Raw genomic sequence first — 19,989 nt, forward strand, 5'->3', positions numbered from 1 at the left:
CGTGCTCCGCACTGCGGTGCGAGCTTGCTTGGGGCGGCCCGGCGCGGCGCTCATGCTGCCACGCCCTCCCAATGCCCCTCGATGCGTGCAAGCAGGGCCGCCGACAGCGGCAGCAGCCGATCGAGCGGCAGCACGGCCTCGGGCCGCGGCCACAGCAGCAGCGGCTGGCGCTGCGGATGGCGGCGCTGCAGCGCGCGCGCCACCAGGTCGATCGGGCGGTCGGGCGCCTCGAGCACCGGCAGCCACAGGCCCGGTGCCGCTTCGCTCGGCCCCGCATAGGCGATACCGTCGACCCAGGGCAGCGCGTCCGCCCGGCCGACCACGACCAGCAGGTCGCGACCCGCGGTCGCCGACAGCCCCTCGCACTGCGCCGGCTCGAGCTTCAGCAGCCGCTGGTGCAACGCGCGCGCCGTCGCGCCCCAGGCCACCGCGGCGCCCGCAGGCAACGGCTCGCCGCGCGGCCGCCAGCGCCAGTCGATCGAACCGGCCAGGCTCATGCGGCGACGGCGAGGCGCTCGACCAGCCGGCCGCGCCATTCGACCAGCGCCTCGGGCAGGTGCTCGCCGCCGAAGTTCGCGTCGATCTCGCGCAGCACGCTCTCGATGCGCAGGCGACCGGGCGCGGCCTCCTCGGCCAGGCAGCCGCGCGCCGCTTCCGCCAGCCGCGCGGCGCGCGACAGCGGCTGCAAGGTCGCCTCCTCGACCGCGCTCAGCAGGTGCGGATGGGCGGCGTTGGCGAAGACATCGCGCAGCACGTCGCGCGCGCTCTGCTGCGCCTCGTGGGTCGGCAGCACGTACAGCAGCGGCCAGAGGTCGGCCTCGCTGGTCTGCAGGCGGCCGGCCAGCACCGCGGCGGCGGCCAGCAGCCGCTGCGACTTCACGATGCGCCGGTCCGACAGCGTCACGCCCGCCTGCCGCAACTGGCGGATGGCATTGGCCAGCGCCGGCTGCACGCCACCGAGGTCGACCTGCTGCAGATGGCGGCAGAGGACGTCGAGGTCCGCCAGCGCGCCGCCGCCCGCGGCCGGCGCATGGTCGGAGCGCCAGCCGCCGCTGAGCATGGCCTCGAGCTGGTGGTCGGGCAGCGGCTCGATGAAGGCATGCAGCAGGAAGCGGTCGCCGAAGGCCGCGAGGCTCTCGTCGTCGGGCAGCGCATTGGCCGCGCCCACACACACGCGCAGCGGGCAATGCAGCTGCGTGTGGCCGCGCCGGAAGCGGCGCTCGTTGAGCACGCCCAGCAGGGTGTTGAGGATGGCCGTGGAGCCCAGGAAGACCTCGTCGAGAAAGGCGACGTCGGCCTCCGGCAGCATGCCGCTCACGTCGGTCTCGACGGTGCCGGCGCGCAGCTTGTTGAGGTCGACCGGGCCGAACAGCTCCGAGGGCTCGGTGAAGCGCCCGAGCAGGTATTCGAAGTAGCGCCCGCCCAGCGCCTGCGCCACGCGCCGCACCACCGCGCTCTTGGCCGTGCCGGGCGGGCCGATCACCAGCAGGTGTTCCTGGGCCACGGCCGCCAGCACGATCAGCTCGGCCAGCTGGTCGCGGCCGACGAGGCCGTCGGTGGCCGATCGGATCGCATGGCGGACGTGTTCTGCGGCGGCCTGGAGTGATGTGTCGGTCATCTGAAAAAAGCGTTGCACTTCGAAACAGCCGGCTAGTGTGCCGCAGAGCCATGACGAGGGGGCGCCACCGAGGGCGCACAGGGCTTCGCGCGGGCTCCGGCGTGCCTTTCATCGCGGTCGAGCCACCCCTTTCGCCGTGCGGTTCGCCCGATAGACTCCCGGCGTCTCGCAAAACCGATAACAACCGAGGAGAGAGATCATGAGGATCCCCATGGCCCGCCTGTCGGCGGCCGTCCTGTTCGCGTTCGCCGTCCTGGCCGCCGGCCCGGCCGCCGCCGCGCCGCCGTCCAATCCCCCGAGTTCGGCCGCCGTGCCGGCCCACTCGCTCGAAGCCGAGCAGGAGGCCGCGTTCAAGGCCGCGCGCGCGGTGCAGAAGACCGGCCCGGCCGACATCGCCCTGCGCGACCAGGCCCACCTGAAGCTGCCGCCCGGCTATGTCTGGGTGCCCACGCCGGCCGCGGCGCAGCTCATGCGCAGCATGGGCAACCGGGTCGACGACAGCTTCATCGGCGCGGTCTTCCCGAACAACGACGCCGACTGGTTCGCGGTGGTGAAGTTCGTCAAGGAGGGCTACATCAAGGACGACGACGCCAAGGACTGGAACGCCGACGACCTGCTCAAGAGCCTCAAGGAAGGCACCGAGGCCGCGAACGAGGAACGCGCCAAGCGCGGCATCCCGGCGATCGAGGTCACGGGCTGGGCGCAGAAGCCGCAGTACGACGCCTCGGTGCACCGCCTCGTGTGGTCGGCGCTCTCCAGGCACAAGGACGAGGCCTCGGGCAACCAGGGCGTCAACTACAACACCTATGCGCTGGGACGCGAGGGCTACATCAGCCTGAACCTCGTGACCAACGCCAACGACCTCGAGAAGTACAAGCCCGACGCAACCCAGCTGCTGGCGGCGCTGCAGTACGACGACGGCAAGCGCTATGCCGACTTCGATGCCTCCACCGACAAGGTCGCGGCCTATGGCCTCGCGGCGCTGGTGGCGGGCGCGGCGGTCAAGAAGCTCGGCCTGTTCGCGGTGATCGCGGCCTTCCTGGCCAAGTTCGCCAAGATCATCGCGGTGGCGGTGGGCGGCGCGCTGTGGGGCGCGGGCAAGCTGTTCCGGCGCAAGGAGAAGGCGCCTGTGGCGAGCGACGCGCCGGCCGGCGGATTGCCGCCGACGAATCCGCCCGCGGCCTGAATTCAGCCGGCGCCGAAACGCGGTGCGCGCTTCTGCAGGAAGGCCGCCACGCCCTCGCGCGCATCGGCGCTGCCGGCGCGCTCGCGCAGCAGGCGGTGCTCGAGCGCCAGGTGCGCCTCGAGCGTGCGGCCCGGCGCATCGGCGCACAGCGCCTTGATCGCGGCGAAGGACCCGGGCGCGCCAGCGGCCAGCCGCCGCGCCAGTGCCTCGCCGGCCGCGGCCAGTTCGGCGTCGGGATGCAGCGCATCGACCGCGCCGGCCGCCAGGCAGCGCTGGCTGTCGATGGGGTCGCTGAGCATCAGCCACTGCTGCGCGCGCAACGCCCCGATGCGCCGCGCGAGGAACCACGAGCTGCCCGCATCGGGCGACAGGCCGATGGCCGCGTAGCCGGTGCGCAGCTTCATCGACTCGGCCGCGAGCACGAAATCGCCGCTGAGCGCGAGGCCCACGCCTGCCCCGCCGACCGCGCCGTTGAGCACCGTCACGAGCGGTGCCGGACCGTTCACCAGCCGCAGCAGCGCCGGATGCAGGGGATCGAGGATTTCATCGACCAGCGCGGGCAGGCCTTCCCCGGCCGCGACGAACTCCTCGATGTCGCCACCGGCGCAGAACACCCGGCCCTCGCCGGTCAGCAGCACCACGCGCGGCGCGGCCGCCAGCACCTCGTCGATCGCGCGCACCAGCGCGCGGCTGCTCGCGGCGCCGATCGCGTTGGCGCGCTCGGGACGGCGCAGCACGATGCGGCCGATGCCCTCCTCCACCGACCAGCCGATGCCGTGCTCGAGCGGCATCTCAGATGCCCGTGAGGCCGCCGGTGCACATCAGCGTCTGGCCGCTGACGTAGTCCGACTCGGGAATGCACAGCAGGTAGACCGCGCCGGCCGCCTCCTCGGGCGTGCCGCCGCGGCCCAGCGGAATGGTCTGCTCCATCATCGACAGCAGGCCGGGGTTGATGCCGACCTTGATCTCGCGGCCGTCGATGTTGGCGGTGGTGGCATCGGCCGCGCTCGCGGTCAGCCGGGTCTGGATGAAGCCGAAGGCCACGCAGTTGACGGTGACATTCATGCGCCCCCATTCCTTGGCCAGCGTCTGCGTCATGCCGACGATGCCGGCCTTCGCGGTCGCGTAGTTGGCCTGGCCCGCGTTGCCGAACAGCCCGGCCACCGAGGAGATGTTGACCACCTTGCGCACGGTGCGCCGGCCGGCCTCGGTCTCGGTCTTCGAGAGCTGGCGGATCACGGGCTGCGCCGCGCGCAGGATGCGGAACGGCGCCGTGAGGTGCACGTCGAGCATGGCGTACCACTGCTCGTCGGTCATCTTCTGCACCACGCTGTCCCAGGTGTAGCCGGCATTGTTGACGATGATGTCGAGGCCCTGGAACTCGCTGACCGCGGTACCGACGAAGCGCTCGGCGAAGTCGGGCGCGGCCACGCTGCCGTTGCAGGCCACGGCCTGGCCGCCGGCGGCGCGGATGGCCTGCACGGTCTCCTCCGCGGGGCCGGCGTCGAGGTCGTTGACCACCACGCGCGCGCCTTCCGAGGCGAGCTTGAGCGCGATCGAGCGGCCGATGCCGCGGCCCGAGCCGGTGATGAGGGCAACCTTGCCTTCGAGTCTGGATGTCATGTCTGGATGTCTTTCTTCATCGGGTCTCTAGGCCAGCGCCACCAGCGCTTCGCCCGCGATGCGCACTTGCCCGTGCTGGTTGGTGCTGCTGACTTCGACGCGCACGCAGCGCTCGCCGTCGCGCTCGAGCTTCTCGACCACGCGGCCCGTGCAACGCACCGCATGGCCCAGGTGGGTCAGGCCCTGGAAGCGCACGTCGAAGCGGCGCAGTTGCGACTGCGGCGCCCACTGCGTGAGCAGCCGGCCGAGCCAGGCCATGCCCAGCATCCCCTGCGCGAACACGTCGGGCATGCCGGCGCGGCGCGCGAAGTCGATGTCGATGTGGATCGGGTTGTGGTCGCCCGAGGCGCCCGCGAACAGCGCGAGCGTGGTGCGGTCGACCGGCGGCAGTTGCAGCGGCGGCAGTTCGTCGCCGACCTGCACGGTGTCGTGGTTCGGTGCGGTCATGGGGTTCCTCGGGCTCAATGCCGGCAGACGATCACGGTGCGCAACTCAGCCACCAGTTCGTCGCGCTGGTTGGTGGCGCGCGAGCTCTTCACCACGAACTCGAGCGCGCCGTTCTTCTTGTCGTAGATGTCGGTGATGGTCGAGCGCACGGTCACGGTGTCGCCCGCGCAGGCCGCGCGGTGGTAGCTGAAGCCCTGCTCGCCGTGCAGCAGCTTGGCCAGCGGTATGCCCAGGTCGGCCAGCAGCTGGTTGGACGCGCCCGAGTCGAGCTCGGCCGCGAACAGGAAGGTGGGCGGCGCCGGCAGGTCGGCATAGCCGGCATCGCGCGCGGCGGCGGGGTCGGTGTAGACCGGATCGGTCTCGCCGATCGCCTTGGCGAAGAACTGCAGCCGCGTGCGCTCCAGCGGCAGCACCGAGGCGGGCAGCTCGTGGCCGATCCATTTCCTGTCGATCATCGCCGGGCCTTTCTTCAGACGCGTTCGTAGAGCGTGACCACGCAGGCGCCGCCCAGGCCCAGGTTGTGCTGCAGCGCGAGCCGCGCGCCCTCGACCTGGCGCTTGTCGGCCGTGCCGCGCAGCTGCTGGACCAGCTCGGTGCATTGCGCCAAACCGGTGGCGCCCAGCGGGTGGCCCTTGGACAGCAACCCGCCCGAGGGGTTGGTCACGACCTTGCCGCCGTAGGTGTTGTCGCCATCGACCACGAACTTCTCGGCCCCGCCCACCGGGCACAGGCCCAGCGCCTCGTAGCTGATCAGTTCGTTGTGCGCGAAGCAGTCGTGCAGCTCGACCACGTCGATGTCCTGCGGGCCGACGCCCGCGGCCTCGTAGACCTGCTGCGCCGCCTCGCGCGCCATGCTGAAGCCGACCACCTCGCGCATGTCGCGCGCCTCGAAGCTCACGGGGCGGTCGGTGGTCATGGCCTGGGCCTTGATGCGCACGCTGCGGTCCAGGCCGTGGCGCTGCGCGAACCCGGCCGAGCAGACGATGGCGGCGGCCGCGCCGCAGGTCGGTGGGCAGGCCATGAGCCGCGTCATCACGCCGGGCCACATCACGGGCGTGGCCAGCACCTCGTCCTCGGTCACGACGGTGCGGAACAGCGCCACCGGGTTGTTCGATGCATGGCGGCTGGCCTTGGCGCGGATCTTCGCGAAGGTCGACAGCTGCGTGCCGTACTGCTGCATGTGGGCCAGGCCCGCGCCGCCGAAGTAGCGCAGCGCGAGCGGCACCTGCTCGTTGCCCACCAGCTCGTCGGTGATGGCCTCGAAGCGGTCGAAGGGGCTGGGCCGGTCGTTGAACACCGCGCCCAGCGCGCCCGGGCTCATGTGCTCGAAGCCGAGCGCGAGCACGCAGTCGGCCGCGCCGCTGGCCACGGCCTGGCGCGCGAGGAACAACGCGGTCGAGCCGGTCGAGCAGTTGTTGTTGACGTTGACCACCGGGATGCCGGTCATGCCGACCTCGTAGAGCGCGCGCTGGCCGGCCGTGGAGTCGCCGTAGACATAGCCCACGTAGGCCTGCTGCACCTGCTCGTAGCCGATGCCGGCATCGGCCAGCGCCGCGTCGAGGGCCTGCGCCGCCATCTGCGGATAGGGCAGGTTCGCGCCGGGCTTGGTGAAGGGGATCATGCCGACACCGACGACATGCACATCCTGGGTCATGGGAATTCCTCTCTGTGTAATGAATGGAAGCGAAACGAAAAGATCAGGCGATCGCGCGCTGGCGGTCCTTCCAGAACGGCTCGCGCAGCTTGGTCTTGAGCACCTTGCCGGCGCCCGAGAGCGGCAGCGCCTCGACCAGCGCCACGCTGCGCGGGCACTTGTAGCCCGCGATCAGGGTCTTGCAATGCGCGATCAGCTCGTCGGCCGTGACCGGCTGCCCCGGCTTGGCGACCAGCACCGCATGCACGGCCTCGCCCCATTCCTCGCTCGGGATGCCGATGACCGCGCAGGCCGCGACCGCCGGATGCTGGGCGATGGCATTCTCGACCTCGGCCGAGTAGATGTTCTCGCCGCCGCTGATGATCATGTCCTTCATGCGGTCGACCACGAAGATGAAGCCGTCGTCGTCCATGTAGGCACCGTCGCCGGTGTGCATCCAGCCCTCGCGCACCGCGGCGGCCGTCTGCTCGGGCTTGTTCCAGTAGCCGAGCATCACGTTCGGCCCGCGCACCGCCACCTCGCCCACCGTGCCGCGCGGCACCTCGGCGCCCTCGGCATCGACGATGCGCACTTCCATGCAGAAGCTCGCGCGGCCGGCCGAGCGCAGCTTGCCGGCCTTGCGGCCCTCGACCGTGTGGTACCAGGCGGGGTTGATGGTGGCGACCGGCGACAGCTCGGTCATGCCGTAGGCCTGCACGAAGTCCACGCCCGGCAGCGCCGCCATCGCGCGGTTGAGCACGGCCTCGGAGATCGGCGAGGCGCCGTAGGCGATGCCGCGCAGGCTGCCGAGCTCGCGCGGCCTGTCGCGCATGGCGGGATGGTCGACCAGCATCTGGATCATGGTCGGCACCAGCAGCGTGTGGGTCACGCGCTCGCGCTCGATCGCATCGAGCACCGCCTCGGGGTTGAACATCGGGATCACCACGTGCGTGTTGCCCTGGAACCAGTGCGGCCCCGAGATGCCCATGTCGGCCAGGTGGAACATCGGCGCCGCATGCAGGTAGCAGCCCTCGGCCGGCGCCATGCCCTCGGCCTGCGCGGCCAGCGCCGAGGCGCAGAGGTTGGCGTGGCTCAGCATCACGCCCTTGGGAAAACCCGTGGTGCCGCCGGTGTAGAAGATGCCGGCGAGGTCGTCGCCATGGCGGTAGGCGTCGGGCACCGGCGCCGCGCTGTCGAGCAGCGCCTCGTAGCCGAGCATGCCGGCGGGCACCGCGCCGTCGCCGCAGTAGATCAGCTCGCGCAGGGTGGTGGACTGGCCGCGCAGCTGCTCGGCGGCGGCGCGGAAGGCGTCGTCGACCAGCAGGATCTGCGAGCCCGAGTCCTCGAGCGAATAGAGGATCTCGGCCGGCGACCAGCGGATGTTGCAGGGATTGAGCACGCCGCCGCCCCAGGGCACGGCCATCTGGTATTCGAGGTAGCGGTCGGAATTGAGCGACAGCATCGCGACCCGGTCGCCGTTCTTCATGCCGAGCTTCTGCAGCGCGCCGGCCAGCCGGGCCACGCGTTCGCCGAATTCGCGGAAGCTCTTGCTGCGGCTGCCGAAGCGCACCGCGGTCTTGTCCGGTTTCTGCTGCATCGCGCGGTGCAGCGCCTGGGTCAGGTACATGGTGGCTCGTCTCCTAATCGTTGGTCTTGTCGTCACACCTTTGTAGGTCTGTTTCTGGCGTGAGCGCATGGTAGAAATCCGGGCCCGGGCCGGCGATTGCGCTTCGCGTCGTTCGCATTGCAGAAAACGTCAATCGACGGCCTGCCGCGTCCCGTGTACGGTCGAATCGCCCTCTCCCATGCTGCAACCGCCCGTCACCATCCCGATCGCCTTCGTCGAAGGCATGCTTTCCGGCATCCGTGCCCGCGGCGCCGCCGCCCCGATCGACATCGACCGGGCGCTGGAAGACGCCGGCGTGCCGCCGCCGCTGCTGGCCGAGCCGGGCGCGCGCGTCACGGCCGAGCAGTACGTGGCGCTGTTCGCGCTGCTGATGGACCGGCTCGACGACGAGTCGCTGTGCTTCCTCACGCGCCGGATGCGCCGCGGCAGTCTGGCGCTGATCGCGCGCTCCACGCTCGGCGCCCCCGATTTCGGCCATGCGCTGCGCCGCGTGGCCCACACCTTCAGCCTGCTGCAGGACGACCTGCGGCTGGTGCTGCTGCGCGAGGGCGAGCTCGCGGGCTTCGGCATCGCGATCGAGAACCCCGCGATCGGCCACCAGAACTTCCTGCACGAGCTGATGCTGCGCGTGTACTGGCGCCTGCTGGCCTGGCTGCACGGCGGGCGGCTGGCCGCGCGGCGCTTCGACTTCGGCTTCGCGCTGCCGCCCTACGCGGCCGGCTATGCCAAGGTGTTCCCGGGCACCCTGCGCTTCGGCCAGCCCTGCTCGGCCGTGTGGTTCGACGCCGAGGCGCTGCGCACGCCGATGCACCGCGACGCGCATGCGATCCGCGACTTCCTCGCGGCCTCGCCCGGCAACGTGATCCTGCCGCGGCTGGCCGAGCAGCCCATCAGCGCCAAGGTGCGCGAGATCCTGCAGCAGAAGCGCCCGGCCTGGGCCGACCTCGCGACCGTGGCCGCCTGCCTGCACATGTCGGTCAGCACCCTGCAGCGCCACCTGGCGACCGAGAGCACCTCGTTCCAGGCGCTCAAGGACCAGCTGCGGCGCGACGTGGCGATCGTGCGGCTGGCCACCAGCGCGGTGCCGCTGGCGGCACTGGCGGCGGAGCTGGGCTTTGCCGACAGCGCGGCCTTCCAGCGCGCCTTCAAGACCTGGACCGGCGGCGCGCCGGGTTCGTACCGGCGCCGCGTGGCCGCGGCGGGCGGTGGCGATTCCCTGCCGGCGCCCTGAGTTTTCAGAAGGTTCCGGAACCACCGCAAGGCCCGGGCGACAATCGCCCCATGCCTCCCACCTCCGACCTGCCCCCGCTCAACCGCCAGTTCGTCGCCCATTTCGGCGAGATGGGCAGCAAGTGGGGCATCAACCGCACCGTCGGCCAGATCTACGCGCTGATCTTTCTCTCGGAGCGCCCGCTCAATGCCGACGAGATCGCCGAGCTGCTCGAGTTCTCGCGCTCCAACGTGAGCATGGGCCTGAAGGAGCTGCAGGCCTGGCGCCTGGTGCGCCTGCGCCACCAGCCCGGCGACCGGCGCGAATACTTCGAGGCACCGTCGGACGTGTGGGAGATCTTCCGCGTGCTGGCCGAGGAGCGCCGCCGCCGCGAGATCGAACCCACGCTCTCGATGCTGCGCAATGCCCTGCTCGAGTCGCCCCACAGCGAGGCCGAGCGCCATGCGCAGGAGCGCATGCGCGAGATGCACGACCTGATCGACCGGCTGATGAAGTGGTTCGACGACGTGCAGAGGCTGTCGCCCGAGACCGCGATGCAGCTCATGGGCATGGGCGCGACGGTGACGCGGGTGCTGACGCTCAAGGACCGCATCACGGGCGGACGGGCCGCGAAGAAGAAGACGGCCGAATAGCCGGGCCGGACAGGCCGGCCCTGCGGGCCTATTCGACCTTCGCGCCTGACACCTGCACCAGCTGCCGCATCTCGGCCACGTCCTTCGCCGCGAAGGCCTTGAACTCGGCCGTGCTCATCTTCATCGGCACGATCCCCGCCTTGTCGAGCGCCGCGACCACCGCGGGATCGGCCAGCACCCGGGCCACGGCCTGGTTGATCTTCTCGACCGTCGCCGCGGGCGTGGCGGCCGGCAGCAGCAGCCCGTACCAGGAGTCGTAGTTGAACTGCGGCACGCCGCTCTCCGACAGAGTCTTGAGCCTGGCCAGCGCGCCTTCGCGCCCGACCGGCGATGTCAGGCCCAGCACCCGGATGCGCGGATCGTCGAGGTAGGCCAGCGCGCCGATCGAGGCCGGCATGATGGCCTGCACGCGTCCCGACAGGACCTCGTTGAGCGCCTCGCCCGTGGCCTTGAACGGGATGTGCTGCATCTGCAGGCCGGCGACCGCGCAGAGGTAGGCCATGCCCAGGTGCGTGGCGCTGCCGTTGCCCGCCGAGGCGTAGTTGAGCTTGCCGGGATTGGCCTTGGCATAGGCGACGAACTCCGCCACATTGCGCGCCGGCACCGCGGCCGACACCATCAGCGCGAAGCCGGTCTTGCCGATGTGCGCGGCCGGCGCGAAGCTCCTGACGGCGTCGTAGGAGACCTTCGGATAGAGCGCCGCGTTGATGTGATGGCTCGAGGACACCAGCGCCATGGTGCGGCCGTCGCCCGCGCTGTTCGCGACATAGGCCATGCCGATGGTGCCGCCGGCACCCGCGCGGTTCTCGACGATGACGCTGGCATCGAGCGCCTTCGACAGCGCCGGTGCGATCACGCGCGCCACGAGGTCCTGCGTGCCGCCGGCCGCGAAGGGGACGACCACCTTCACCGTGTCGTCGGCGAACGCAGGGGCCGAAGCGCACAGCGCAAGGCAGGCGGCGAGCGCGTGCAGCGCGCGGCGCGAGAGGGGGAAAGTCATTGTCTGTCTCCTTGTTCGATGGGGGAAAGGCTTCAGTGCGCAGCGCTGGCGATCAGGGCCTGCACGCGCTCGTCGAGTTCGCGCGTGGCGTGGCGCGCGGCCTGCTCGAGTTCCGACACGCGCCGCCGATCGCGCGACAGGCATTCGCCGGCGGCGCGCGCCAGCGCGGCCGTGTCCGATGCGGAAGGCCCACCGCAACCCACGCGGCGCTCGACCGCGCGCGCGGGATCGAGCACGGTGGCCAGCGTCGCGTCGGGGATCGCGATCTCGCGGCCCAGCGCCTGCATCGAGGCCTCGGCGACCAGGCCCGCGTCGACCTGCCCTGGCAGCAGGCCGCGTTCCAGCGCGAGCCGGACGATGCGGCCGGTCACGTGATGCGCGTCCTTGAAGGCCAGGCCCAGCGTGCCGACCAGGAAATCCGCGAGATCGGTCGCGGTCGAGAAATTGGCCGCGGCCAGGTGCCGCATGCGCTCGGGCTGCGGCTCGGCGCCTTCGACCACGAGCCGCACCACGGGCAGCAGGCTCGCCAGGCCATCGAGCGTGGGCCAGGCCCATTGCAGGCTGTCCGCGTTGCCGTCGAGCACATGCGAGAACGGCGTGCCGCGGAAGGCACCGAATGCGGTGACGATCGCTCCGAGCACATGCGACTGCCGACCCTTCACGAACTCGAGCACGGCCTGGTTCTTCTTCTGCGGCATGATGCTCGAGGTGATCGCGAGGCTGTCCGGCAGCTCGAGCATGCCGGACTCGTAGGTCGACATCTGGTAGAAGTCCTGCGCCATGCGCCCGAAGCTGATGCTCAGGAACATGCCGGCCACCAGCAACTGCTGGATCGCATCCTTCGAGGCGATCGCATCGAGCGCATGCGGCACCGCGCCATCGAAGCCCAGCAACCGCGCCGTCTGTTCGCGGTCGATCGCGAAGGTCGTGCCCGCCAGGGCACCGGCCCCCAGCGGACAGCGGTTGATCGTCTCGTGGGCCTCGAACAGGCGCCGCGTGTCGCGCTGCAGCGACTGCTCGATGCCCAGCAAGTAGAAGCCGAAGGTGATCGGCTGCGCATGCTGCAGATGGGTATAGCCCGGCATCACGCAGTCGCTGAAACGCTCGGCCTTCGCGAGCAGCGCGGCCCGCAGGCTGCAGACCTCTTCGAGCAGCAACATCGCATTGCGGCGCGCACGCATGCGGTCGAGCGTGGACTGCAGGTCGTTGCGGCTGCGCGCCATGTGCACGCGGCCGCCGATGCCCTGCCCGACACGGCGGATCAGCTCCGCCTCGTAATTGAAATAGACGTCCTCCAGACTCGCGTCGATGGCAAAGGCCGCGGGGCCTTCGCCCTGCAGCCGTGCGATCGCGCGCAGCAGCGTGGCGGCCGAGGGCGCGTCCATCAGGCCGCGGTCGACCAGCATCACCAGGTGCGCCTGGTTGACCTGCGTGAGATGCGGCAGCACGGCCGCGAATGCGTCGGTGATCCAGGGTCGGAAGATGGCCTGCTGCGCGGCATCGGCCAGGGGTTCATGCAGCAGTCCGCTGACGAGTGATTTCATGTCTTTCGTTCGAGTGCCAAGGGGTGCGAACGATTACAAGAGAACCCTAGAATTCGGTCAACGAACCATTTTTCACCTATCCATTCCAGGATCTCATACATGAATTCGATGCGTCACATCGAAGTCTTCCGGGCCGTGATGCTCACGCGCAGCATGACGGGCGCGGCCGACATGCTCTTCGTGAGCCAGTCCGCCGTGAGCAAGATCGTTCGCGAGTTCGAGGACGAACTGGGCTTTCCGCTCTTCACGCGCGGCAAGGGCGGCGCCAACCCCACGCCCGAAGCCGTGGCCCTCTATGCCGAGGTGGAACGCGCCTTCGTGGGACTCGACCGCATCAGCCGCACCGCGGAGCGCATCCGTTCGCGGCGGCACGGCCAGCTGCGCATCGTCGCGATGGCCGCGCTCACGACGGTGTTCCTGCCGCGCGTGATCCGCTGCTTCAACGAACAGTGCCCCGAGGTCAGCATCTCGCTCGAGACCTACAACTCCGCGGAGGTCGTGGGGCTGGTGGCGACGGGCCTGTTCGACATTGGCTACGCGATGACGCCGATCGACACCCACCAGGTGGTGACCAGCGAGGTGATGCACCTCGATTGCGTCTGCCTGCTGCCCGCAGGCCACCGGCTGGCCGGCAAGCGCGTGGTGCGCGCGAAGGACTTCGAGGGCGAGCGCTTCGTCTCATTGGCCAACGGCAACACCACGCGGCTGAAGACCGACGCCCTGTTCAAGAACGAGAACGTCGAGCGCGAGATGGTGCTCGATGCGAGCTGGTCGGCCTCGGTCAGCGGCCTGGTGGCCGAGGGGCTGGGCGTGGCGATCGTGGAGCCCTTCTCGGCCGAGCTCGCGCGGCGCGCGGGCTGCCAGGTACGCAAGCTCGCGCAGAAGATCGAGTTCTCGTTCGCGGAGCTGCGCCCGCCGCATGCCTCGCAGAACGAGCTCGCGAACATCTTCGGCCAGCACTTCCGGCGCGAGCTGCTGACCGTCGCCGGCGCAGCCGCGCGCCGGCGCGCGAAGGGCTAGAGCCGCTCCTGCCCTTCGGGCGTTTCGCGCGTCTCGAATTTCTCCTTGCGGACGGCGTCGTCGGCCATCAGCTCGAACCACATCGCATTGAGCACCGCGAAGGCGGCCGCCAGCGGCAGGCCGAGGATCCAGGCGAAGTACCACATCGTTCTTTTCCTTCCTTGCAATCAGTACGCGTGACCGCGTTCCTCGCGGATCGCCTTCTCGTCGACCTTGCCCCACAGCACGTGGTAGACCCAGGTCGTGTAGGCCACGATCAGCGGGATGAAGATGGCCGTGACCACCAGCATGATGAACAGCGTGAGGTGGCTCGAGGACGAGTCCCACACGGTGAGGCTGGCATGCGGATCGATCGAGGACGGCAGGATGAACGGGAACATCGAGGCGCCCACGCTCAGGATGATGCCGGCGATGCCGAGCGCGCCGGCCAGCAGCGCGAGCAGTTCGCGCCGCAGCGCGAGGCCGGCCAGCGCCAGCAGCGCGCCCGCGAAGCCGGCCACCGGCGCGGCCAGGGTCCAGGGGTGGGCCGCGTAGTTCGCGAACCAGGCACCGGCCTGCAGCTCGACCGACTTGAGCAGCGGATTCGAGGGTCCCACGGTATCGACCACGCTGGTGATGCGGTAGCCGCCGATGGCCGAGGCCATCCAGAAGCCCGCCGCCGCGTAGAGCACGATGGTGGCGGCGGCCGCGACCATGCCGTAGCGGCGCGAGCGCTCGGCCACGGGCCCGGCGGTCTTCAGCTGCAGCCAGGCTGCGCCGTGCATCGCCATCATCGCCACCGACACCAGCCCGCACAGCAGCGCGAACGGGTTCAGCAGGCCGAAGAAGCTGCCGTCGTAGTGGATGTGCATGTCGGTCGCGAAGCGGAACGGCACGCCCTGCAGCACGTTGCCCACCGCCACGCCGAAGATCAGCGCGGGCACCAGGCCGCTGAAGAACAGCACGCCGTCCCAGCGCGCGCGCCATTGCGGCGATTCGCGCTTGCTGCGGAACTTGAAGGCCACCGGCCGCAGGATCAACGCCGAGAGCACGACGAACATCGCGAGGTAGAAGCCCGAGAACGAAACGGCGTAGAGCTGCGGCCAGGCCGCGAACACGGCGCCGCCGCCGAGGATCAGCCAGACCTGGTTGCCTTCCCAGACCGGGCCCACGCTGTTGATGACGAGCCGGCGCTCGACGTCGTTGCGCGCCGCGAACGGCAGCAGCATGCCGCTGCCGAGGTCGAAGCCGTCGGTGACGGCGAAGCCGACCAGCAGCACGCCGATCAGCGCCCACCAGATGAAGCGCAGGGTGTCGTAGTCGAGGAGTGTGTGGAGGATCATGCGGCGCTCCCGGTGGTCGAAACGGCGTGGGCGGGCGGAACGTGCGAACGCGCATCGCCCTCGTCGGGCGAGTGCTCGGCGACCGGCCCCTTGCGGATCGCCTTGACCATCAGCTTGAGCTCGATGACCAGCAGCACGGTGTAGATGGCGACGAAGCCCGCGAGCGTGAGCAGCACCGACTTCACGCCGAGGTTCGAGACTGCCACCGCGGTCGGCAGCACGCCCTCGATCACCCAGGGTTGGCGGCCGAACTCGGCCACCAGCCAGCCGGCCTCGGCCGCGATCCACGGCAGCGGGATCGCGATCACCGCGGCGCGCAGCAGCCAGCGGTGGCGGTCCAGCGTGCGACGCGCCGACAGCACGAAGAAGGTGCCGGTCAAAAGGATCAGCAGCATGCCGATGCCCACCATGATGCGGAACAGCCAGAACAGCGGCGCCACCTGCGGCACCGTGTCCCAGGCCGCCTTGGCGATCTGCTCGTCGGTGGCCTGGCGCGGATCGTCCACGTAGCGCTTGAGCAGCAGCGCATAGCCCATGTCGACGCCGTTGTTCTCGAAGGCGTCGCGCACGCCCTGCGTGACCGGCTTGCCGCCGGCCTCGCGGATCTTCTGCAGCGCGTCGTAGGCCTTGATGCCCTCGCGGATGCGTGCCTCGGCGCGCTTCACGAGCTCGTCGATGCCCGGGATCACGGTGGTCAGCGAGCGCGTGCCGATCAGCCCCATCACGCCCGGGATATGGATCGCGTAGTGGGTCTCGCGCGCGGCCTGGTCGGGGAAGCCGAAGGCGGTGAAGGCCGCGGGCGCGGGCTGGGTCTCCCACATGGCCTCGATGGCCGCGAGCTTCATCTTCTGGTGCTCGGTCGAGAGGTAGCCGCTCTCGTCGCCCAGCACCACCACCGACAGCGAGGCAGCGAGGCCGAAGGAGGCGGCCACGGTCATCGAGCGCTTGGCGAGCTCGATGTGGCGGCCCTTGAGCAGGTACCAGGCCGAGATGCCCAGCACGAACACCGCCGCGCAGACATAGCCGGCCGACACCGTGTGCACGAACTTGGCCTGCGCCACCGGGTTGGTCAGCACCGCGAGGAAGTCGGTGACCTCCATGCGCATGGTCTGCGGATTGAAGGCCGCGCCCACCGGGTTCTGCATCCAGCCGTTGGCGATCAGGATCCACAGCGCCGAGAAGTTGGAGCCGATGGCCACGGCCCAGGTGGTGGCCAGGTGGCCGACCTTGGAGAGTCGGTCCCAGCCGAAGAAGAACAGGCCGACGAAGGTCGCCTCCATGAAGAAGGCCATCAGGCCCTCGATGGCCAGCGGCGCGCCGAAGATGTCGCCCACGTAGTGGCTGTAGTAGCTCCAGTTCATGCCGAACTGGAACTCCATCACCACGCCGGTGGCGACGCCCATCGCGAAGTTGATGCCGAACAGCACGCCCCAGAATTTCGTCATGTCGCGCCAGATCACGCGGCCCGTCATGACGTAGACGGTCTCCATGATCGCGATGACGACCGAGAGGCCCAGCGTCAGCGGGACGAAGAGGAAGTGGTAGAGCGCCGTGACGGCGAATTGAAGTCGCGACAAGGCGACGATGTCGAGATCCATGATGGCTTCCTTTGTGTTCCCTGTGTTCTTCGTGGTGGAGTGGTTGGCGTTGCTTCGGTGTCGTTCAATCGGCGCGCAGTTGCCGCAGCGCGTGCTCGAAGGCCTCGCTGCCGCGCCGCAGGTCGGCGGCGATGCAGCCGTCCTCGATGCGCAGCAGCCGGTCGGCGAGCGCGGCCTCGCGGCGCAGGTGGGTGGCGATCACGAGCGTGCGGCCCTCGGCGTGGCGCGCGAGGCGCTGCAGCACGTCGTGCGCGACCGCGGCGTCGAGCGCCTCGGTGGGCTCGTCGAGCAGCCACAGCGGCACCGGGCGCAGGAAGAGGCGCGCGAGCGCCAGGCGGCGCGACTGGCCGCCCGAGAGGCCGAGGCCGCCTTCGCCGAGGCGCGTGGACAGGCCGGCCGACAGATCGCGCACGTCGTCGGCCAGGCCCGCGGCCTGCAGCACGGCCCACAGCTGTTCGTCGTTCGCGGCGGGATCGGCCAGCCGCAGGTTGTCGCGCAGCGTGTCCTCGAACAGTTCGGTGCGCTGGGTCAGCAGGCAGCACGGCAGCGCGGCCACCTCGCCGCGGCGCGGCGCGAGTTCGCCCGCGATCACCGAGAGCAGCGTGGACTTGCCGCTGCCGCTGAGGCCGACGATGGCGACGCGCTCGCCTTCGGCAATGGCCAGCGAGAGGTCTTCGATTGCGGGCACGGTGCTGGCGCGGTGGAAGGCCTCGATGGCCGTGAGGCGCAGCGCGAGCGATGCGTCTTCCGGGAGCCTTGGCGCGACGGGCGCATCGTCCTGCGCCATGCGCGGTGCCAGGCGCCGCACCGCGAGCCAGGTGCGGCCCGCGTCGAGCGCGCCGCGGCGCAGCGCGGCGAAGGGTTCGAGCGCGGTGAGTGCCACCAGCAGCGCGAGCGCGGCGGCGGGTGCGCCGATCGCGCCCTCGCCCACCAGCGCCGCCACCGCGAGCAAGACGGCCACCAGCGTAAGCGTGCCCGCGCCGCCATAGGCCAGGCCGGCCGTGCTCTCGAGGCGGTTGAGCGCGAGGTCGGCGCGTGCCAGCCGTTGGTCGGCCGCGGCCAGCGCATCGCGCTGCGCGTCGAGGCGGCCAGCCATCGCCAGTTCGGTCTGGCCGGCCACTAGGTCGGCCGCGCGCTCGCGCAGCGTTTCGATGGCGCGCGCCCGCCGCAGGGCCGGACGCCGCGCGCGGCGCGACACCGCGAAGGCCAGGCCCCAGCCGACGGTCACGAGCCAGGCCGCGAGCGCAGCACCCATCGCGGCCTGCATCGTGCCGAGCACCACGCCCGCCAGCAACGCGGCGCCGAGCGCGGCGGCGGCCGGCACCAGCAGGCGCAGGTAGAGCGACTCGAGCGCATCGATGTCGCTGGTGAGTCGGAACAGCAGCCGCGCCGGACGCAGCGCCAGCGCGCGCGCCGCCTCGGCCCGGGCCCAGCCGCGGAACAGCCGCACGCGCAGCACGGCCAGCGCGCCGAAGGTGGCGTCGTGCGTGACCAGCCGCTCGCCATAGCGCGACGCGGTGCGGCCCAGCGCCAGCAACCGAATGCCGGCCGAGGGCGCGAACACGTCGAAGGTGAAGGCCGTGGCCGCATGCAGGCCCGCGAGCGCGGTGGCGGTGATGAACCAGCCCGAGAGCCCGAGCAGCGCCATGCCCGTGAGCACGGTCACGGCGGCCAGCAGCGCGCCCCAGCGCAAGGCGCGCGACTGGGCAGCGAAGAAGGGGCGCAGCACCAGGCGCAGTTCGCCGGCGTGACGGTTCGTGCTCGGCTTCATGCGGCCTTCTCCGCGGCATCGGCGCCGAGCTGCACGACACGGTCCAGGCGCGCGGCCAGCGCGGGGTCGTGCGTGGCGACGATCATCGTGCGGCCGCGCGCGAGTTCGAGCAGCGCATCGGCCACGCGCCGCGCGGTCTCGGTGTCGAGGTGGGCAGTGGGCTCGTCGACCAGCAGCAGGTGGGCCTGCGGATGGACCGCGATGCGCGCCAGCGCGAGGCGCACGGCCTCGCCGCCCGACAGGCCCAGGCCGCCCTCGCCCAGCGCCGCGCCCGGATGCGCCTGCGCAACGTGCTCGAGCTGCGCGAAGCGCATCGCGGCCTCGACGCTGCCCGCGTCGAGCGCGCGGCCCAGCGCGACATTGGCGGCGACCGGGCCCGCGAACACATGCGGCCTCTGGCCCATCCAACCGATGCGCGCGCGCAGCGCGGCGGCGGTGCGGTCGTTCATCGGCACGCCGCCGATCAGGATCTCGCCCTGCTGCGCCGGCACCAGGCCCGCGAGCAGCGACAGCAGCGCGGTCTTGCCGGCACCGCTGGCGCCGGCCAGCGCGATGTGCTCGCCCGCGGCGACGCGCAGCTCACGGCCTTCGAACACGCGGCGCGATTCGCCGGGCCAGGCGAAGTGCAGGTCGTGCACGGCCACCGAGGGCGCGGCATTCGACGGCTGCCTCGAGACCAGGTGCAGGTCCGGCGCGTGGGCACCCGGCAGCGGCAGCGCCTCGCGCCGCAGGCCCTCGAGCGCCTCGAGCGCGGCCTCGCCCGCCGCGCGGTCGTGCCACACGGCCGAGAGTTCGCGCAGCGGCTCGAAGAAGGCCGGCGCGAGCAGCAGCACGAACAGGCCCTGGCCCAGGCTCAGCGGTCCGTTCCAGGTGCCGAAGCCCAGCGTGCCCAGCAGGTGGAAGCCGACGTAGACCGCGACCATCGCCACGCCCAGCGCCGAGAACAGTTCGAGCACGGCCGAGGACAGGAAGGCGATGCGCAGCACGGCCATGGTGCGTTCGCGCAGCGACTGCGCCGAGTCGGCAAGCCGCGCCGCGGTGGCATCGACCGCACCTAGAGCGCGCAGGGTCGCGAGGCCGCGCAGGCGGTCGAGCAGGAAGGCGTTCATGCCGCCCATCTGCACCATCTGCGCCTCGCTGGCCGCCTTGGCGCGCCAGCCGACGATGGCCATGAACAGCGGGATCAGCGGCGCCGCGAACAGCAGCACCAGCGCCGCCACCCAGGTCTGGCTCGCGACCGCGGCAAGGATCGCGAGCGGCACCACCGTGGCGCGCCAGCGCGCGGGCTGGTAGCGCACCAGGTACGGCACCAGCGCCTCGGCCTGCTCGGCCAGCGCGCTCGCGGCCAGGCCCGAGGGCACGCGGCCACGGTCGAGCGGCGACGCACCGGCCAGCGCCTCCGCGGCCTGGGCGCGCAAGGCCGACAACCGCGCGCGCGCCCGCCCGAAGGTGCGCCGCGTGCCCCAGGCTTCGCAGGCGGCGCGCAGCCAGCCGAACAGGAGGATGCCGAGCGCGGGCCACAGCACCGCGGCCAGCCCGCCGCCATCGGTCCCATTGGCCAGAGCCTGCACCGCCCAGGCCAGCAGCGCCGCCTGCGGCAGCCACAACAGCGCGGCCGCGCCCTGCACCACGCCGCCGATCTCCGGCCGGGCCAGGGCACGCAGGGGTCGACGGTGGGCGGAAGGGTTCATCTGTTTTTGATTTCGTGAATTTTCAGTATTTACTGAAACTTCCACA

General features: G+C 70.9%; 19 protein-coding genes. 4 read left to right on the forward strand and 15 right to left on the reverse strand.

Annotated features, from left to right (window positions below; all coding sequences use genetic code 11):
- Positions 1–50: 50 nt before the first annotated feature.
- Both R0232_RS22220 and R0232_RS22225 read right to left on the reverse strand, forming a co-directional pair.
- Entirely contained in the window at positions 51–497 is a 447-nt protein-coding gene (locus R0232_RS22220) for a hypothetical protein (protein WP_431509441.1), read from the reverse strand.
- Positions 494–1,618, reverse strand: coding sequence for an AAA family ATPase (locus R0232_RS22225; RefSeq protein WP_431509442.1), 1,125 nt, complete (start codon positions 1,616–1,618; stop codon positions 494–496). The genes R0232_RS22220 and R0232_RS22225 overlap by 4 nt, the downstream gene beginning before the upstream one ends.
- Before the next feature lie 199 nt (positions 1,619–1,817).
- Here R0232_RS22225 and R0232_RS22230 point away from each other — a divergent pair, with 199 nt between their 5' ends.
- Positions 1,818–2,804 (forward strand): DUF2167 domain-containing protein, encoded by a 987-nt coding sequence (locus R0232_RS22230; protein ID WP_431509443.1) that lies wholly within the window; start codon positions 1,818–1,820, stop codon positions 2,802–2,804.
- A gap of 2 nt (positions 2,805–2,806) precedes the next feature.
- On the opposite strand, the gene R0232_RS22235 is transcribed toward R0232_RS22230, so the two are convergent.
- The 6 genes from R0232_RS22235 to R0232_RS22260 are packed head-to-tail and all read right to left on the reverse strand — an operon-like array spanning position 2,807 to position 8,134.
- On the reverse strand, positions 2,807–3,595 hold the full coding sequence (locus R0232_RS22235; RefSeq protein WP_431509444.1) for an enoyl-CoA hydratase-related protein: 789 nt from the start codon (positions 3,593–3,595) through the stop codon (positions 2,807–2,809).
- A 1-nt stretch (position 3,596) separates the two neighbouring features.
- Positions 3,597–4,427: an SDR family NAD(P)-dependent oxidoreductase gene (locus tag R0232_RS22240; protein ID WP_431509445.1), complete on the reverse strand. Its 831-nt coding sequence runs from the start codon at positions 4,425–4,427 to the stop codon at positions 3,597–3,599.
- Positions 4,428–4,454: 27 nt separating this feature from the next.
- Complete coding sequence (locus R0232_RS22245; RefSeq protein ID WP_203201704.1) at positions 4,455–4,874, reverse strand: MaoC family dehydratase; 420 nt, start codon at positions 4,872–4,874, stop codon at positions 4,455–4,457.
- 14 nt (positions 4,875–4,888) lie between these two features.
- Entirely contained in the window at positions 4,889–5,329 is a 441-nt protein-coding gene (locus tag R0232_RS22250; protein WP_093355806.1) for a MaoC family dehydratase N-terminal domain-containing protein, read from the reverse strand.
- Between the two features lie 14 nt (positions 5,330–5,343).
- Positions 5,344–6,528, reverse strand: a complete 1,185-nt coding sequence (locus R0232_RS22255) for a lipid-transfer protein (RefSeq protein ID WP_431509446.1) — start codon at positions 6,526–6,528, stop codon at positions 5,344–5,346.
- A gap of 43 nt (positions 6,529–6,571) precedes the next feature.
- A complete protein-coding gene (locus R0232_RS22260) occupies positions 6,572–8,134 on the reverse strand; it encodes a long-chain-fatty-acid--CoA ligase (RefSeq protein ID WP_208510543.1) in 1,563 nt (520 codons plus the stop codon).
- Positions 8,135–8,312: 178 nt separating this feature from the next.
- Here R0232_RS22260 and R0232_RS22265 point away from each other — a divergent pair, with 178 nt between their 5' ends.
- On the forward strand, positions 8,313–9,365 hold the full coding sequence (locus R0232_RS22265; protein ID WP_296789319.1) for an AraC family transcriptional regulator: 1,053 nt from the start codon (positions 8,313–8,315) through the stop codon (positions 9,363–9,365).
- A gap of 50 nt (positions 9,366–9,415) precedes the next feature.
- The gene (locus R0232_RS22270; protein WP_431509447.1) at positions 9,416–9,997 is read left to right on the forward strand and encodes a GbsR/MarR family transcriptional regulator; all 582 of its coding nucleotides are present in this window, start codon (positions 9,416–9,418) and stop codon (positions 9,995–9,997) included.
- A gap of 28 nt (positions 9,998–10,025) precedes the next feature.
- Here R0232_RS22270 and R0232_RS22275 read toward each other — a convergent pair whose 3' ends face one another.
- On the reverse strand, positions 10,026–10,997 hold the full coding sequence (locus R0232_RS22275) for a tripartite tricarboxylate transporter substrate-binding protein (RefSeq protein WP_431509448.1): 972 nt from the start codon (positions 10,995–10,997) through the stop codon (positions 10,026–10,028).
- A 32-nt stretch (positions 10,998–11,029) separates the two neighbouring features.
- The gene (argH, locus tag R0232_RS22280; RefSeq protein ID WP_431509449.1) at positions 11,030–12,541 is read right to left on the reverse strand and encodes an argininosuccinate lyase; all 1,512 of its coding nucleotides are present in this window, start codon (positions 12,539–12,541) and stop codon (positions 11,030–11,032) included.
- Positions 12,542–12,640: 99 nt separating this feature from the next.
- On the opposite strand from argH, the gene R0232_RS22285 reads away from it, so the two are divergent.
- Positions 12,641–13,561, forward strand: coding sequence for a LysR substrate-binding domain-containing protein (locus R0232_RS22285; RefSeq protein ID WP_431509450.1), 921 nt, complete (start codon positions 12,641–12,643; stop codon positions 13,559–13,561).
- Here R0232_RS22285 and cydX read toward each other — a convergent pair.
- From cydX to cydD, 5 genes are all read right to left on the reverse strand, one after another.
- A complete protein-coding gene (gene cydX / locus R0232_RS22290) occupies positions 13,558–13,707 on the reverse strand; it encodes a cytochrome bd-I oxidase subunit CydX (RefSeq protein WP_296799786.1) in 150 nt (49 codons plus the stop codon). The two genes, R0232_RS22285 and cydX, sit on opposite strands and share 4 nt — an antisense overlap.
- A gap of 21 nt (positions 13,708–13,728) precedes the next feature.
- The gene (gene cydB, locus R0232_RS22295; protein WP_431509451.1) at positions 13,729–14,883 is read right to left on the reverse strand and encodes a cytochrome d ubiquinol oxidase subunit II; all 1,155 of its coding nucleotides are present in this window, start codon (positions 14,881–14,883) and stop codon (positions 13,729–13,731) included.
- A complete protein-coding gene (locus R0232_RS22300; RefSeq protein WP_281077868.1) occupies positions 14,880–16,481 on the reverse strand; it encodes a cytochrome ubiquinol oxidase subunit I in 1,602 nt (533 codons plus the stop codon). The genes cydB and R0232_RS22300 overlap by 4 nt, the downstream gene beginning before the upstream one ends.
- Positions 16,482–16,545: 64 nt before the next feature.
- A complete protein-coding gene (locus tag R0232_RS22305; protein WP_431509452.1) occupies positions 16,546–18,252 on the reverse strand; it encodes an amino acid ABC transporter ATP-binding/permease protein in 1,707 nt (568 codons plus the stop codon).
- Positions 18,249–19,943 carry a thiol reductant ABC exporter subunit CydD gene (cydD, locus tag R0232_RS22310; protein WP_431509453.1) on the reverse strand — a complete coding sequence of 565 codons (1,695 nt, stop codon included), beginning with the start codon at positions 19,941–19,943 and terminating at the stop codon, positions 18,249–18,251. Before cydD ends, R0232_RS22305 begins: the two co-directional genes overlap by 4 nt.
- Between the last annotated feature and the right edge of the window lie 46 nt (positions 19,944–19,989).

Origin of the sequence: Variovorax sp. DAIF25 (assembly GCF_050711835.1) — a bacterium.
Taxonomy (GTDB): domain Bacteria; phylum Pseudomonadota; class Gammaproteobacteria; order Burkholderiales; family Burkholderiaceae_C; genus Variovorax.